Origin of the sequence: Kitasatospora purpeofusca, from assembly GCF_036010405.1 — a bacterium.
GTDB classification, from domain to species: domain Bacteria; phylum Actinomycetota; class Actinomycetes; order Streptomycetales; family Streptomycetaceae; genus Kitasatospora; species Kitasatospora purpeofusca.
Window position 1 is genome coordinate 1,459,029 of sequence record NZ_CP108561.1, and the last position, 15,553, is coordinate 1,474,581.

Consider the following 15,553-nt stretch of genomic DNA (forward strand, 5'->3'; position numbering starts at 1 on the left):
ACTGCTTCGGGACGGGTCGGGGCCCGGTTCAGGGCTGCTTCAGGACGACGGCGTCGCCGGGCGCGAGCGACAGGGGGCCGCTCGGCAGCGGACGGCCGGTCAGCAGGTCGGTGAACACCGCGTCGGCGTCGGTGTCGGTACTGGTCGGGTCCGGCCGCGGGACGGTGGCCGTCCGACTGCCGTGGTTGAGCAGGAAGAGGTAGGGGCCGCGGCGGCAGGCCTCGACGCCCTCGGGGAGGTCGGGTCCGGCGACGCCGGTGACCCCGGCGGCGGCCAGCACCTCGTCCAGCAGCGGGGCCGGGTCCTCGGGCAGGCAGCTCAGATAGGTGGCGGTGGCGGGCCCGTTCCCGAGGTCGCTGCGGCGCCGGGTGACGGCCGGGCGGCCGTCCAGCGGGCCGCCCCGGTAGCGCGCCACCACCTCGGCGCCGTCGGCCTCCACCCACTCGGTCCAGGTGCGGGCGGACAGCCGGGTGCCGTCCGCCGTCTCCACCTCCTGGACGGCGCCGTCCGGCAGCGGCCGCCACTCCTCGACCCGGACCCCGAGCAGGTCGCGCAGCGGCCCGGGCGCCCCGCCCTCGTGGACCTGGTCCGCGGCGTCGACCACGCCGCTGAACGGCCCGACCACCAGGTGGCCGGGGAAGGCGGCCAGCGCGGCGGCCTGCTCGGCCGTGCACAGGTAGAGGTTGGGGGCGATCACCAGCCGGTAGCCGGAGAGGTCGCGCCCGGGCGGGGCCAGGTCGACGGCGATGCCCCGGGCGTGCAGCGGCGCGTACCAGGAGAGCAGCAGCTCGTGCAGCCGGAGCCGGTCGGAGGGCATCGACTCGGGCGCCTCCAGCCCCCACCAGCTGTCCCAGTCCAGCACCAGCGCGACCTCGGCCCGGGTGGTGCTGCCGGCGACCTCGGCGAGCCGGCGGACGTCCGCGCCGAGGGCGAGCGTCTCGCGCCACTGCCGGGTCGCGGTGCCGCCGTGCGGCAGCATCGCCGAGTGGAACTTCTCCGGGCCGTAGCGGGCCTGGCGCCACTGGAAGAACATCACGCCGTCCGAGCCGTGGGCGAGCGCCTGGAGGCTGTGCAGCCGCATCACCCCGGGGTCCTTGGGGACGTTGACCGGCCGCCAGCTGACCGCGCTCGGCGCGGACTCCAGCAGCAGCCAGGGCTGCCGCTTCAGCGAGCGCATCAGGTCGTAGCTGAGCGCGGCCTTCACCGCGGCCCGGGGGTCGGCCGGGTCCGGGTAGGCGTCGTCGGTGACGACGTCCTCGGCGGCGGCCCACGCCCAGTAGTCGAGGTCGCGCAGCACGCTCATGAAGTTGGTGGTCACCGGCACGTCCGGGGTGACCTCCTTGAGCACCGCGCGCTCGGCCTCGAAGCAGGCGAGCAGTGCGTCGCTGGAGAAGCGGCGCCAGTCCAGCAGTTGGGCCGGGTTGACCGGTCCCGGCGCCCTGCGGGGCGGTTCGATCTGCGTCCAGTCGGTGTAGTGCTGGCCCCAGCAGGACGTTCCCCACGCCGCGTTGAGGCCGTCCAGGGAGCGGTGGCGGTCCTTCAGCCAGCGGCGGAAGTCGCGGGCCGACTCCGGGCAGAAGCACTCGGCGGTGTGGTCGGCGTACTCGTTGCTCACATGCCACATGGCGAGGGCCGGGTGGTCGCGGTAGCGCTCGGCCACGGCCCGGGCGAGCCGGACGGTGGCGGCGCGGAACACCGGCGAGGAGGGGCAGTAGCCCTGTCGGGAGCCGAACTCCAGCCTGGTCCCGGCGGCGTCGACCGGCATCACCTCCGGGTGGTCGCGGACCAGCCAGGGCGGCGGGGTCGCGGTCGCGGTGGCGAGGTCGACGGCGATGCCGTGCGCGTGGAGCAGGTCGAGGATCCGGTCCAGCCAGCCGAACTCGTGGACGCCGGGGGCGGGTTCCAGCCGGGACCAGGAGAAGACGCCGACGGTGACGAGGTTGACGCCCGCCTCCGCCATCAGCCGGACGTCCTCCTGCCACACCTCCTCGGGCCACTGCTCGGGGTTGTAGTCGCCCCCGAACAGCAGTCCCGGCACCCGGGTCAGGCCCATGCTCCGCCTCCTCGACGGGGCCGAGGACCCCGTTCAGAATTTTGTATTCAAAATACATAGTGCAGTACACTGAATGCGGTCAAGAGCTATGCTGCGAATCCGAAAAAAGGGGGATCCCGATGGCGATCGAGCGCCGCCCACTGCGCGAGCAGATCCGCGACGAGCTGATGGACCGCCTCACCCGCGGCGAGTTCGCGGCCGGCACCGACGTGAACGAGGCGGTCCTGGCCGCCGAACTCGGGGTCAGCCGCACCCCGTTGCGGGAGGCCCTGATCGCCCTGGCGGGCGAGGGCGTGCTGGAGAGCAACCAGGGCCGGGGCTTCCGCTTCGCGCCGGTCAGCCGCACCGAGTTCCGCGAACTGGTCGCGATCGTCGCCGCCCTGGAGTCGCTGGCACTGGAGTCCTCCGACCCGGCGCACCTGCGGACCATCGCCCCGCGACTGCTGGACCTCGCCCAGAGCTTCCCCGACCAGGTCGCCACCCACGCGACCGTCGACCGGCGCGACGACGAGTGGCACGGCCTGCTGCTCAGCGGCTGCTCCAACGAGCGCCTGATCGACCTCCTCACCCGGGTCAAGGCCGGGATGCGGCGCTACGAGAACCTGGTCGTCGCGGAGGACGAGCCGGTGGCGCGCGAGTCGGAGGAGCACTGCGAGATCGCCCGCCGGCTGCTGGAGGACGACCTGCCCGGCGCCATCACCGCCCTGCGGGCCAACTGGGTCGGCGGGATGGAGCGGATGCTCGCGCACATCCCGGCGGAGTGAAACCGGTCCGTCGCGCCGGTCCACCGCGCCGGTGCTGCCCCTTGGGGCAGCTACTGACGCCCAGGCAGGGGCCGGGCGGGCGGTCCGCGTTGACACCCCGGCCGACCTGGTCCACCGTGGACGGAGAGCCGGACCCCGATCCGTCGGTGCCCGGCGAACGCGCTTGTCAGCAGCGCGACTTCAGCACGTCCCGGGTCCGCCTCCCCCGTCGGACCCGGGACGGCTGCGACTCGGGGCCGCGTTCGTGCGCGCGGGTCGGCCCCGGTCCGGGCCATACCCGCGCCCGGCCGCCGTCGAGCCGCCGAGTCCCCTCCCCCAGTACTTGTCGCGTCGGCAAGCGCCGCGATGGCGGGATGTCGCCAGAGCCCCGCCCCGGCCATTGACGGCATCCCGCCCGAGCCGGTCGGCTCGACCCCGAGCCGACCGCCGGGGGGGCGGGCCGCGGGTCGACGGCGCAGCGCCGGGCGCGCGGGCGAGGGCACGATCAAGGGAGGGTCCCGATGAGCAGCACCGACGCAGCATCAACCAGCTCGGCACCGAAGACCGTTGCGCGGGGCGGCCGTCGGCGCCTCGCCGCCACCGCCGCCCTGCTGGCGGCCGGCCTCCTCGCCGGTACCGCGGGCACCGCGACCGCCGCCCCGGCGGCGACCAGGGCCGGCGGGCCCACCCGGGTGACCACCGGCCTCGGCGGCGCCCAGCCCGACGGCGCGGCCTGGGCCGAGGGGCTGAGCGCCGGCGGGCGGTACGCCGTCATCGGCGCCGACGCCACCAATCTGGTGCCCGGCGACACCAACGGCGCCGAGGACATCTACCTCCGCGACCGCTGGACCGGCCGCACCGAGCGGCTGACCACCGGCGACCCGAAGCGCGAGGTGCCGGAGCTCAACTCCTACCTGGCGTCGATCAGTTGGGACGGCCGCTACGTGGCCTTCGCCTCCAGCCGGACCGACCTGGTGGCGGGCCCGGTCAACCAGCTCGCCAACGTCTACCTGCTCGACCGGTGGAACGGCACCACCCGGCTGGTCACCCGGGCCGCCGAGGGCACCCCTGCGGACCGTCCGTCCGCCGCGCCGGTGATCAGCGGCGACGGCAGCCGGGTCGGCTTCGTCTCCAAGGCCACCAACCTGCTCCCGCCCGAGGAGGGCGGCGGTGGCGAGGGCGACCGTACGGCCGACGTCGCATCCTCTGCCGCCGCCTCCGCCGCCTCGGGGGCCTCCGCCTCCGCCGACGACCATGTGCCCGGCCGCCCCGCCCGCCGGGAGTCCTCCCCCGCCGGGGCCGCCACCGGCGCCCGCGCGGAGATCACCAAGCCGCGCCACTACCCGTTCTACGTGCACGACGTCGCCACCGGGCAGCTCAAGGGCGGCAGCGTCGACGAGACCGGCCAGCTGCTCGGCTCCTCCAACGGCGCCTTCAGCCCCGACGGCCGCTACGCGGTGTTCGCGGTCCCCGTGCCGAACACGCCCGACGGCTCCGGCTGGGAGCGCCACTTCGAGATCCTCGTCCGCGACCTGCGACAGGGCACCGTCCGCCGCCTCCCGGCCGGCCTGCCCGGCACCGTGACCACCGGCTCCTCCTACAGCGCCGTCATGTCCGCCGGGAACCGCTGGGTCTACTTCGTCTCCGAGGCCGAGAACCTCGTCCCCGGCGACACCAACCTGGTCGACGACATCTTCCGGCACGACCTGTGGACCGGCCGCACCGAGCGCCTCAACGTCTCCGCCGACGGCGCCCAGACCACCGGCTACTCCTCCGACCCCCTGGTCGACGCCCTCGGCACCACGCTGCTCTTCACCTCCGAGGACGGCACCCTCGTGCCCGGCGACACCAACACCGCCATCGACGCCTTCACCCGCCGCCTCCCGCTCTTCTGACCTTCCCCCGACCGGTCCGGTGCCCGCCCCGCGGCGTTCGCGGGGCGGGCACCGGCACGTCTCCCGACGTCAGTGCCCCGGGGGCGCGTCGGTCGGGTAGACGTGGAACGGGGCCGCGTAGGGATAGGGAGCCTGGTGGGCGGCGGGTCGGGCCGGAACGGTGAGGGCCCCGGCCAGGATCAGGAGGAGACCGGCCAGGTGGAACAGGGCCGAGGCCGCCGAGACGACGCTGAGTGCCACGAGCGGCTCCACACCCCCGAACAGGCTGTCCAGGCCGAAACCCGTCCCCAGAACGAGGACGATCGGCCCCAGGGCCGTGACCAGGCAACCGATCATCGCCAGCCGGGCGTTGCGCCCCCGGCGGCGGATGTACGTGCCCGCCACCACGGCGCCGATCAACGGAGTGAGGACGGAGACGCCCGCGATGAACAGATGTATGAGGCCGACGGTCCGGTAGTCGGTCATGGGACTCCAACGTGTGCGAGGACGGGAAGTACCGGGACACCCCCGATCACGCACGGACCCCGACCGGTGGTTCCGCACCGGCACGAAGCGGCGGACAGGAGCCCGGGCCCGGGCCCGCGGCACACGCGGCGGGCGCCCATGTCATCCGCGATTCGCCCACCGTGACGAGTCCTCAGCCGTACCCGGTGGTCCGGCGTGTCCGTCCGCCGGACCACCGGGCACGCGGACCACAGGGACCGCCGGAGCACCGGGCGGGCGGAGGGGTCAGGGGCAGACGGCCAGGACCATGGAGACGACCGTGCAGGTGGCCGTGTCGGTGTCGTTGGCCGGCGTGGTGTCGGTGGGCGCCGAGGCCATGCGCAGGGCGGTGACCGGGACGGGCCCGAGGGAGAGGAGGCCCAGTGGCACGCGGAAGGACTTCGCGATGCTCGCGCCATTGGCGATGCTGCCGTAGGCGCACGTCACGGTGTGCGTCGTGGCGGTACAGCCGGGGGACGGGTTCGTAGCACTGGCACCCGGCGGGAGGGTGGCGGTGACGGTGGCCGAGGTGACCGGATCGGGGCCGTTGTTGCGGGCGGTCAGGGTGTAGGTGAGGTAGGGCACCAGGATGCCCAGATGGGGCTGGCCGGCGACGGTCACGGCGATGTCGGCGGTCGGCGGGACGTAGCTGAACAGGTCCGCGCCACTGGTCGCGCTGGTACCGCCGGGGGTGGTGACCTGGATGTCGACCGTGCCGGCCGGATGGGCCGGGGAGGTGGTCGCGCAAGTGGTGTCGCTGGTGCAGGACAGCGTGGTGGCCGGGCTGCCCGGGCCGAAGGTGAGGGCGGTGGCGCCGGCCAGGCCGGTGCCGTGGACCGTGACCGCGGTGCCGCCGGCGGTGGGACCGCTGTTGGGGCTGACCGAGGTCACGGTCGGCGGCGCGAAGTAGGTGTACTGGTCGGCCGCGACCGCGGGGCTGGTGCCCGCCGGGGTGGTGACCGTGACGTCCACCGTGCCGGCGGCGTGGGCCGGGACGGTGGCGGTGACGGTCAGGTCGTTGACGACGGTGACATCGGTGGCCGGGGTGCCGCCGAAGTTCACCGCGCCCGCGCCGGACAGGCCGGTCCCGGTGATGGTGACGGTGCCGCCGCCGGAGGCCGGGCCGCGGGCGGGCGTGATCGCGGTGACGGCGACCGGTGCGGGCGTCACGGCGACCCCGAACGGGGTGGTGCCCACCGGGACGGTGCGGGTGACGGTGCCGGTGGCCGTGTCGATCACCGAGACCGTGTTGGAGGCGGAGTTGGTGACGTAGGCGCTGCCGCCGACCCGGTCCACCGCGACGCCGACGGGCGCCGAGCCGACCGCGGTCGTGCCGGTGACGGTGTTGGTCGCGGTGTCGATGACCGCGATGGTGTTCGCGTTGGCGTTGGCCACGTAGACGTGGGCGCCGTCCGGGGCGATCGCGATCCCCTCCGGGCCGCCGGGTTGGGGGACGAGGGCGGTGATGGTGTCGGTGGCGGTGTCGATGACCGAGACGTTGTTGCTGTTGAAGTTGGCCGTGTAGACGTGGGCGCCGTCGGGGGCCACCGCCACCGCCGCGGGGGTCCTGGCGCTGGGGTCGGTGATGGTCGCGGTGACCGTGCTGGTGGCGGTGTCGACGACCGAGACCGAACTGCCCACGAAGTTGGCGACGTAGGCCTTGGCGCCGTCGGGTGCGAAGGCGATGCCGAAGGGCTGGCTGCCGGTGGCGAAGGTCGCGGTGACGGTGTTGGTGGCGGTGTCGATCACGGTGATCCCGCCGACGGCCGTGGCGATGTTGTTGCCCACGTAGAGGCGGGAGCCGTCGGGGGAGACCGCCACCGGGCCGGGGACCGCGCCGACGGGGACGGTCGCGGTGACCGTGTTGGTGGCGGTGTCGATCACCGAGACGTTGTTGTCCCCGTCATTGACGACGTACACCCGCGAGGCGTCGGGGGACTCGGCCACCCCTTCGGGGAACCTGCCGACCGGAATGGTCGCGGTGACCGTGCCGCTCGCGGTGTCGACGACCGACACCGAATTGCCGCGCAGGTTGGTGACGTAGGCCGACCGGCCCCCGGTGCTCGCCTGGGCGGGCGCGGCGCCCAGGGTGACCAGGCCGGTCACGAGCAGGGCGGCGGAGCACGCCGCGGCGGTCAGGGGACGGCGCCGGGAGCGGCCGGTCGGGCGTGCGGGCCGGGCTCTGCGAGAACGGGAAGACAGCACTGTCTCTCCTTCCGGTCCGCACCGCGACGGCGGGGACCGGCAGGCCCCGGGGAACCGGCAGCGGTGCGGTCGCACAGGACGGAACCGCCCCCTGCGGCACCCACCGCCGGGCCGTCCCCGCCCCCACGCACCACCGCCGCCCGGTCCGGGCCGCGACGGCACGCGACTCGCACGCGCCCGCAGGACCGGGCACGGCCGAGTCCTCACATGGTCCCAACGGCGCACCCCGCACCAGAGCGGATGTCAGAACTTGACCGAAGGTGGCCGATCGACGATTTCTTCAGGGCACATCGGGAAGTGGACGCCCTACGATCGGGACATGACCAGGGACATACGGATCGAACAGGCCGGACTCCACTACGAGACAGCCGTATTCGGCGGCGACGCAAGTCGACTCGCTTCGGCGGAGCGGGGGTTGGACGGGGTCGAGGCGGACCTCGCGCTGGCCCGGGGACGGGTGCTGCACGCCCGGTTCCTGGCGGACCGGGTCGAGGACCCGCGCGAGCTGGAGCTGTTCGAGCGGGCCGCCGCGTGCTACCGGGAGCTCGGCGACGCCCGGGGCGAGGGCGAGGCGCTCTTCTGGACCGGTACGTTCCACCAGGTCGTCCGGGGCGACGCGGCCTCCGCCCTCCCCGCCCTGGAGCGCGCCCTCGCCCTCGCCACCCGCACCGGCGACCTCCTCACCACGAGCTACGCGCTGCGCCACCTCGGCATCGCCGCCCACATCGCCGGGGACCTGCCGACGGCCCGCGAACGGCTGGAGGAGTCCACCCGGCTGCGGTGGGAACTCGGCTTCCTGCCCGGCGTCGCGGCCAACCTGGTGGGCCTGGCCCACCTCGCCGCCCAGCAGGACCGGCGGGAGGACGCCGCCGCCCTGCTCACCGAGGCGACCGAACTGGCGGAGACCGCCGAGGCGAACGGCGTGCTGAACCAGATCACCGAGGCCCGCAAGGAGCTCGCGCTCCCGTAGCCCGTTCATAGACCTGCGCACGAACGATACGATCCCCACCGCTCGACGGTTGCACCGACTTCGCCCACCGGGGCGGCCCGGCCCCGGACGCCGCCCGGACGGCCGCCGAGACGGCGGCGGAGGCCAAGGCCAAGGAGCTCCACGACAAGGCGGACGCGTCGCGCAAGCCCCCGGCCGCTGCCCTCCGCCCGGCCGTAGGCATCGGCCGAACGGCGGGCACCGGCGACATCGGCCCGGGCCCGTGCGGTCGGCCCTCCCCGGCGCCCTGTGGGGAGGGTCGGTCCCGTGCCTGTCGCCGGGTCAGTAGCCCTGGTAGGAGAAGGCCGCCCACACCTCCAGGGCGTCCGGGGCGCGGCGGGCCAGCGAGTGGAGTTCGGGCGGGGCGTCCGGCGGCAGGCGGCGGTCGGGGTCGAGGGCCCACAGCTGGGCGCGGCGCAGCGCCTCGGCGGGCGGGTCGCCGGCGGCGAGGCGGCCGTGGAACACGTACATCAGCACGCAGACCATCTCGTCGGACACCTCCCAGCGCGAGCCGACCGTGCCCGTCGCCCCGGCGGCGAGGAAGGCGCTGGAGAGGGTGAGCGCCTCGTCGAGGTCCTCGCCGGTGTGGTCGCTGACGCAGGCGTCGAGCACGACCAGTCCGCCCGGGGAGCCGGGCGGGCGGCCCAGGGCCTGGCGGAGGATGTCGCCGACCGGCAGTCGGCCGTGCCCGTCCCCGTGCCTGTCTCCATCCCTGTCCCTGTCCCCGTCCCCGTCCCCGGTGCCCGGGTCGGGGGCGAGGGCGAGGTAGGCGTCGAGCGGCGAGCTCCCGGACGGCAGCGCGTGGCAGGCCAGGTGGAGCACGGAGGCCCCGGCGCGTCCGGGCGCGGGCAGCGCGGCCAGCACCTCGGCCGGGGTGCCCGCGCCCTCGGCGTCCTCGACGTAGCCGAGCAGGGTGCCGTGCGGGTAGTGGTCGGCGTGCAGGTACTCGGCCTCGACCTCGGCGAACATCAGGTCCCTGGTGGGGTCGCCGACGATCACCGGCCGTTCGGCGAGCGGGAGTCGGGGCCGCCGGACCCCCTCGCAGAACTGCCGGGCGGAGGCGGCGTACGAGACCACCGCGCGTTCCACGGCCCGGACCGGCCGACCGCCGTCGCGCAGCCCGCTGCTGAGCAGCCCCGCGTGCCACGGCACACCGCCCAGCGCGCCGAACGGCACCAGGACCAGCCGGGGCGGCGCGCCGGGCGCGCGGTGGGCGGCGGCCGCCCGCAGGGCCGGGTGGCGCAGCAGCGGGCGCATCACGGCGGTGCCGGCCCAGTCGCAGAGTTCGCGGAGGGTGCCCTGCCAGCGGCGCCGGGCGGCGATCCGCTCCGGGTGCCGGGGCGGCAGGTCGTCCAGGGTGGCCTGGCGTTCGCGGTGCGCCCGCCGGTAGGCGTGCAGCAGGTCGAGTGCGGAGCTGCTGACCAGGGTGAGCGGCAACTGGTCTACGGCGGCACCGTCCTCGCCGGCGGTGATCAGCAGGGCCTGGCCGCTGCGCCCGTTGGCGGGCGGCAGCAGGTAGACCAGGGCGTCCGCGTCGGCCGCGCGCAGGCTCCGGGCGATCTCCTCGACCGGGGGCGCGGAGACGAGTGCCGTCCCGGCGGGGGAGGCGGCGAGGGCGGTGAGCGCGCGGCGGCGCAGGTCGTCGGGCATGGGGATGTCGGCGCCGCCGGGGAGGGATTCGAGCAGGGTGCCGGGCAGTCCGAGCAGGGCGTCGAAGTCGAAGGGGTCGGAGGACGGGGCAGCGGAGGGGTCGGAGGAGGGATCGGAGCCGACGCCGAGCCATTCGTCGGCGAGGTCGTGGTGCCCGTCGATCCGCAGCTGGTCGGGGACGTCGGTGGTGGCGGTGGAGGCGTGCAGCACCAGTCCGCGGCCCAGTTCCAGCACCTCGACGGCGGTCCGCAGGTGGGGCTCGTCGCCCGGATCGGGGGCGGCAGGGGCACCGGGGGCCGTCTCCCCCACCGCGTGCTCCCGGTCGGCGATGCACCACCCGGCGATCGTCACCGCCTCGGACGCGGCGTCCCTGGCCAGGACCAGGGCGGGTTCGGCCGAGGCCTGGAGCAGGGTCGCGGCGGCGAGCTCGCGCAGCCCGGCCAGTCCGAACTCGCGGCCGAGCCTGCGGTCCCCCGGCCCGAGCCGGGCCCGGTGGACGGCGGCGAGGATCCCGCTCACCTTCGCCAGCAGCCGGGTCGGCGTCCCCTGCCGCATCCGCTCGCGCACCGACCCGGCGGCGGCCAGCGCCTCCGCCGCGTCGGCGGGCCGACGGGCGTGGCGGTAGCGCTCCCGCAGCAGGGAGGCCCGCAGCAGCAGGCCCCGGGAGCCCTCCAGGCCGGTCGGGTCGGTCTCCGCGAGGAAGACGTCGAGACAGCGGAGCGCGTCCTTCGCAAGGTGCTCGTTGAACGGCCTCCGCACGGCGAGCATGACCAGCGCACCGGCGGCCCGCAGGGTCAGTACGGCCTTGTACAGGTGTCCGGGCGGCGTCCCGGCCGCCGCCTCCGTCATCAGGTCGAGCGCTTCCGACATCCGGTCCGACCCCGCGTGCAGCCCGTGGAGGAACAGCACCACGCCGAGGTCGCCGCGGGCCAGCAGCCGGAGCGGGTCGTCCTCGGGCACCGCCGCGACCAGCGGTTCCAGTTCGGCCACCACCCGCCCCATCGTCGCGAGGTCCTGGACCACCAGGGCGGCCTGGAACTCCAGCATCAGCCGGGTCCGTTCGAGCATCGGCCGCTGCCCGCCGAGGAGTTGTCCGACGCCCGGGAGGTCGCTGGTGGCGAGGAAGGCCACCACCTCGTCGGTGTAGCGGCGGGAGGCTTCCAGGTCCTGGTGGTCGCCGCCGACGAGGTAGCGCCGGTGGAGGCTGACGGAGAGGTTCTCCAGATGGACGACGCGGTTGACGTCGTCCGGCGCGGCGCGGCGGAAGGCGGCGCGTTCGTGCCGGATCGCCGCGTCCAGGTCGGCGGCGGCGTTGGTGAACGTGAACCGCTTGCTCATCGCGGCCGCCAGCGAGCCGTCCAGGTGCTCCTCCGACCACGGGCTGCCGGAGGGCCGGGCCCGGGCGTCGTCGAGCAGGCCGATCACCCGGTCCAGCGCGGCCCGGTCGGTGGAGAACTCGTCGCGGGCGATGGAGGCGTGGGCGAGCTGCTGGAGGATGTCGCTGCGGCGGATGCCGTGGTCCTCCTCCGCCATGGTGTCGACGGCACGTTCGAGGTGGTGCAGCGCCTCCTCCAGGCGGTAGGAGTCCGGCTGCTGCTCGCACAGCGCGTTGACCATCGTGCCCAGCACCGCGTGCGAGGGCGGTCGCACCGGGTCGTCCTCGGCCATCCCGGCGAGGCCCTCGCGCAGCACCTCGACGGCCTCCCCCGCCTCGGCGGTCAGGAGGTAGCGGTCGAGCCGGGCGAGGCCGCCGAGCGTGCTCCCGAGCACCCAGCGCACGTAGCCGCCGCCCGGCTCCTCCGGCGGGACCAGCCGGCGCAGGTCGCGCAGCCGGGCGAGCCGGTGGGCGGCGTCCTCGGGGCGGACGGTGCCGCCGCCGCGGGCCTCGTACCGGTCCACCAGGACCAGGCCGGCCCAGAGCCGGGCGGGGTCGTCGGGCCCGGTGGTGGCCGCGATCAGCTCCAGTTGGGCGACGGCCCGGTCGGCCGTCCCGGGGTCGCCGCCGCCGTCCTCCTGCTGGTCGAGCAGCAACCGGGCCAGGCGTTGGCGGGCGAGCAGCTCGACCTGATCGGCGAGGTCGGCCGGTCCCGGATCGGTGGCCGGGTCGGGGCGCGGCGGGGCGGTGCCCGGTTCGTGCCACGGCTGCGGGCGCAGCCGGCCGAGCAGGCCCGTCAGGACGGCGTCGGCGGCGGCGCGGTCGGCGGGGGCGCCGTCGCGGTCGTGGCGGTCGGCGAGGGCGTTGCCGAGGGCCATCAGGTGGCCGGGGTCCTGGTCGTCGTAGGCGTCGTGGGCGTCGTAGGGGTCGTCCCGGTCGTGCCCGCCGAGCACCTGCCAGGGGCCGAGCGGCACCGGCACGGGGCAGGCCAGGCGCAGCGCCCCCACCGCCCGGTCGAGGTCCTCCGGGCGCGCCCGCCCGTCCTCCTCCCCGTCCTCGAAGCGCGCGTACAGCAGCAGTCCGAGCTTCGCCGCGACCACCGCCCGCTCCGGCGCGGCCGGGTCGAGCACGGCCACGCCGAGCGTCAACAGCCCGACGGCATCCTCCCGTTCGGCCCACACTGCGGCCCGGATGTCCTCGTCCTCGGCGAACTCCGGCCGCTCGACGGCGTTCCAGTACCGGACCGCGAGCGTCAGCCCGAGCAGGCGCCGCACCTCCGCGAGTGCCCCGCGCGGCGCGGCCGGTCCCGCGTCCTCCAACAGCGTGCGCGCCGCCGTGAACGCGGTCAGCGCGCCGGACAGCGCCATCGCGGCCTGCCGCGGATCCGTCCCCGCGTCGTGCTCGTCCAGCAGCCGCCGCCCCCGCCCGACCAGTCCGCCGACCTCGTCGTCCCCCACCACCCGGGCCTCCCCTCCGCCGCATCAATCCCGGTGCCCCGCACGCCGCCCACACGCTACGGTGCGGGAGCGATCCCCGGAGGTGAACCGGTGCAACCCCTGCTCCTGCTCGACGTCGACGGCCCCCTGAACCCGTACGCGGCCAAGCCGTACCGCCGCCCCGAGGGCTACGAGACCCACCGGCTGCTGACGCCCCGCTGGCACGCCGCCGAACGCGCTCGCCTCCGTGCCTACGGCCTGCCCGACAAGCCGGTCAAGCCCCTCCGGGTCTGGCTCGACCCCGCCCACGGCCCGGCCCTCGCCGCACTCCCCTTCGATCTCGCCTGGGCGACAACGTGGGAGGCAGAGGCCAACGACTTCCTCGCCCCACTGCTGGGCCTGCCCGAACTCCCCGTCATCACCTGGCCCGACCCCCGGCCGCAGCCCGGGGACGGCGTGTTCTGGAAGACCCCCGCCATCGTCGCGTGGGCCCGGGGCCGCCCCTTCGCCTGGGTCGACGACGAGATCACGGACGCCGACCGCACCTGGGTCGCCACCCACCACACCGGCCCGGCCCTGCTCCACCGCATCGACCCCCGGGTGGGCCTGACGGCGGCCGACTTCACCACTCTGGCGGACTGGGCCGCCGAGTCGTCCGGCCCGTGAACCCGGCGGGGCGCACCCCGCCCCGGTTCGGTGGAGCGGTGCGGCCTGCGACTCCGTCTGCGGCCACGCACCCCGCTCCGGGTCCGCCGATCGGGTGGATCGGGGCGGTTCGTGATGGTTCGTACAGATGAACGGGGTAGTTCGCGGGGGCTCCTCGCCGACGATCGGCGGAGCGGATTCCCCGAATCGCAGAGAGGCCCTGGATCATGAGAAGACGTTCGCCGGTCCGTACGCTCGCCGTGGCGGCACTCGCCGTCGCCGGACTGATGCCGCTGACGGCGGCCGGGGCGCCCACGCTCGCGGGCGCGGCCGTGCCGGCGGTGTACAGCGGCGTGGAGGACGACGAGGCAAGGGAGTTGAGCCCGGAGTTGCGGGCGAAGCTCGACGAGGCCGTGCAGCGGGTGATGCGGGAGGCGGGCATCCCCGGGGTGCAGGTCGGGCTGTGGCTGCCGGGGCGGGGGCGGTACGTCCGCGCCTTCGGCGTGGCCGACAAGGAGACCGGCGCGCCGATGACGGACCGGCTGAACCAGCGGATCGGCAGCGAGACCAAGACCTTCACCGCGACCGCCGTGCTGCAGTTGGTGGACGAGGGCCTGGTCGGCCTGGACGAGCCGATCGCGACCTACCTGGGCGGCGTCCCGTGCGGGGAGGTCATCACCGTGCGCCAGCTGCTGGAGATGCGCAGCGGGCTGTTCCCGTACAGCGCGGACGCGGACTTCGGGAACGACTTCCTGGGCGACCCGCAGCGGGTGTTCACCCCGCAGGAGCTGCTCGCGTACGGGTACAAGCACGACAACGTGTTCCCGCCGGGCACCCGCTACCAGTACTCGAACAGCAACTACATCCTGCTCGGCCTGCTGGTGGAGAAGCTGAGCGGGCAGAGCATCGAGCAGTTCGTCCGTGACCGGATCACCGGGCCGAGCGGCCTGGGGCACACCCTCTACCCGGAGGGCACCGCGCTCCCGGCGCCGTACGCGCACGGCTACACCGACCAGACGCTGTCCGGGGAGATCGCCGACTCCACCCACTGGAACCCCTCCTGGGCCTGGTCGGCGGGTGCGATGGTGTCCGATCTGCGCGACCTGAAGCACTGGGCGAAGGACCTCGCCACCGGCACCCTGCTGTCCCCCGCCACCCAGGAGCAGCGCCTGAGGATGCTGCCGACCGGGATCCCCGGGGCGGACTACGGGCTCGGGATCTTCAACATCGGCGGCTGGATCGGCCACAACGGCTCGCTACCCGGCTACGAGAGCCTGACGATCTACCTGCCGGAGGAGTGCGCGACCCTGGTGCTGCTGCTCAACTCCGACATCACCGCCCAGAATTCGGAGCCCAGCACGCTGGTCGGCAAGGCGGTCACCAGCATCGTGACGCCCGATCACGTCTACGACATCCCGCCCGGCAAGTAGCGCCTCCGCAGGCTCCGAGGGGCGCGGGGGCCGGGCGGACCGGCCTCCCGCGTCTCCCGTGTCTCCCGCGTCTCCCGCGTCTCCCGCGCCGACGGGAAGGAGGGGACGTGACCGCCTGCGGCTACTCCGCCTCCAGGGCCGCGACCAGCTGCGGCAGCGTGCCGGTGAGCGCGGCGAGCGCCAGGTGGTCGTGGAAGTCGCGGCTGTGCACGATGAGTCCGTCCCGCACCCGCAGGACCTGGATGTTCGCGGCGGTGAGGCTCCGCCCGGTGGTGCGGTGGCGCACCTCGTAGTCCCACTCGGCGACGATCACCTCGGGGTCGTCGGTCTCGCGGACCACCACGTTCCGGTGGCTCAGCTCCAGTGGGGAGTGCTCGCCGACCTGCGCGAACCGCTCGGCGAGCACCTTCCGCCCCTCGAACCGGCCCGGCCCGCCGGGTTCGAGGGGCGTCTCCACCACGATGTCCTCGGCGTAGAGCTCGACGAGTTCGGTGAAGCGTCCGGCCGTGATGCCGTCGAGCAGTGCGTGCAAGGTCTCGCGCGGTGACCGCGTTTCGGACATGATCAACCCCCGGAACGACAAGGACGGAACGACAAGGACGAGAATGCGGCCGGCACAACCGGACCAGCGACTCCGGTACGACGATACG

General features: G+C 74.7%; 10 protein-coding genes. 5 read left to right on the forward strand and 5 right to left on the reverse strand.

The features are described from left to right. Positions 1-28: 28 nt before the first annotated feature. A complete protein-coding gene (locus tag OG715_RS06355; protein ID WP_266276594.1) occupies positions 29-2,053 on the reverse strand; it encodes a beta-galactosidase in 2,025 nt (674 codons plus the stop codon). 119 nt (positions 2,054-2,172) lie between these two features. Here OG715_RS06355 and OG715_RS06360 point away from each other — a divergent pair, with 119 nt between their 5' ends. Then, positions 2,173-2,817, forward strand: a complete 645-nt coding sequence (locus tag OG715_RS06360) for a GntR family transcriptional regulator (protein ID WP_266276592.1) — start codon at positions 2,173-2,175, stop codon at positions 2,815-2,817. Between the two features lie 500 nt (positions 2,818-3,317). After that, positions 3,318-4,691: a TolB family protein gene (locus OG715_RS06365; protein WP_266276590.1), complete on the forward strand. Its 1,374-nt coding sequence runs from the start codon at positions 3,318-3,320 to the stop codon at positions 4,689-4,691. A 69-nt stretch (positions 4,692-4,760) separates the two neighbouring features. Here OG715_RS06365 and OG715_RS06370 read toward each other — a convergent pair whose 3' ends face one another. Then, entirely contained in the window at positions 4,761-5,156 is a 396-nt protein-coding gene (locus OG715_RS06370; protein WP_266276588.1) for a hypothetical protein, read from the reverse strand. A gap of 264 nt (positions 5,157-5,420) precedes the next feature. Further along, positions 5,421-7,379, reverse strand: coding sequence for an IPT/TIG domain-containing protein (locus tag OG715_RS06375; RefSeq protein WP_266276586.1), 1,959 nt, complete (start codon positions 7,377-7,379; stop codon positions 5,421-5,423). A gap of 319 nt (positions 7,380-7,698) precedes the next feature. Here OG715_RS06375 and OG715_RS06380 point away from each other — a divergent pair, with 319 nt between their 5' ends. Further along, positions 7,699-8,349 carry a tetratricopeptide repeat protein gene (locus OG715_RS06380; RefSeq protein WP_266276584.1) on the forward strand — a complete coding sequence of 217 codons (651 nt, stop codon included), beginning with the start codon at positions 7,699-7,701 and terminating at the stop codon, positions 8,347-8,349. A 300-nt stretch (positions 8,350-8,649) separates the two neighbouring features. On the opposite strand, the gene OG715_RS06385 is transcribed toward OG715_RS06380, so the two are convergent. Continuing rightward, the gene (locus OG715_RS06385; protein ID WP_266276582.1) at positions 8,650-12,852 is read right to left on the reverse strand and encodes a CHAT domain-containing protein; all 4,203 of its coding nucleotides are present in this window, start codon (positions 12,850-12,852) and stop codon (positions 8,650-8,652) included. Between the two features lie 96 nt (positions 12,853-12,948). Between OG715_RS06385 and OG715_RS06390 the strand changes: the two genes are divergently transcribed. Together OG715_RS06390 and OG715_RS06395 are read left to right on the forward strand one after the other, a co-directional pair. After that, complete coding sequence (locus OG715_RS06390; RefSeq protein ID WP_266277428.1) at positions 12,949-13,494, forward strand: HAD domain-containing protein; 546 nt, start codon at positions 12,949-12,951, stop codon at positions 13,492-13,494. A 206-nt stretch (positions 13,495-13,700) separates the two neighbouring features. Then, positions 13,701-14,903 (forward strand): serine hydrolase domain-containing protein, encoded by a 1,203-nt coding sequence (locus tag OG715_RS06395; RefSeq protein WP_266276580.1) that lies wholly within the window; start codon positions 13,701-13,703, stop codon positions 14,901-14,903. Positions 14,904-15,024: 121 nt separating this feature from the next. Here OG715_RS06395 and OG715_RS06400 read toward each other — a convergent pair whose 3' ends face one another. Then, positions 15,025-15,465 carry a nuclear transport factor 2 family protein gene (locus OG715_RS06400; RefSeq protein WP_266276578.1) on the reverse strand — a complete coding sequence of 147 codons (441 nt, stop codon included), beginning with the start codon at positions 15,463-15,465 and terminating at the stop codon, positions 15,025-15,027. Positions 15,466-15,553: the final 88 nt, after the last annotated feature.

Coding starts and splice junctions, on each gene's coding strand:
- OG715_RS06355 (WP_266276594.1), bottom strand. CDS start 2,053: ATGGGCCTGACCCGGGTGCCGGGACTGCTGTTCGGGGGCGACTACAAC.
- OG715_RS06360 (WP_266276592.1), top strand. CDS start 2,173: ATGGCGATCGAGCGCCGCCCACTGCGCGAGCAGATCCGCGACGAGCTG.
- OG715_RS06365 (WP_266276590.1), top strand. CDS start 3,318: ATGAGCAGCACCGACGCAGCATCAACCAGCTCGGCACCGAAGACCGTT.
- OG715_RS06370 (WP_266276588.1), bottom strand. CDS start 5,156: ATGACCGACTACCGGACCGTCGGCCTCATACATCTGTTCATCGCGGGC.
- OG715_RS06380 (WP_266276584.1), top strand. CDS start 7,699: ATGACCAGGGACATACGGATCGAACAGGCCGGACTCCACTACGAGACA.
- OG715_RS06395 (WP_266276580.1), top strand. CDS start 13,701: ATGAGAAGACGTTCGCCGGTCCGTACGCTCGCCGTGGCGGCACTCGCC.
- OG715_RS06400 (WP_266276578.1), bottom strand. CDS start 15,465: ATGTCCGAAACGCGGTCACCGCGCGAGACCTTGCACGCACTGCTCGAC.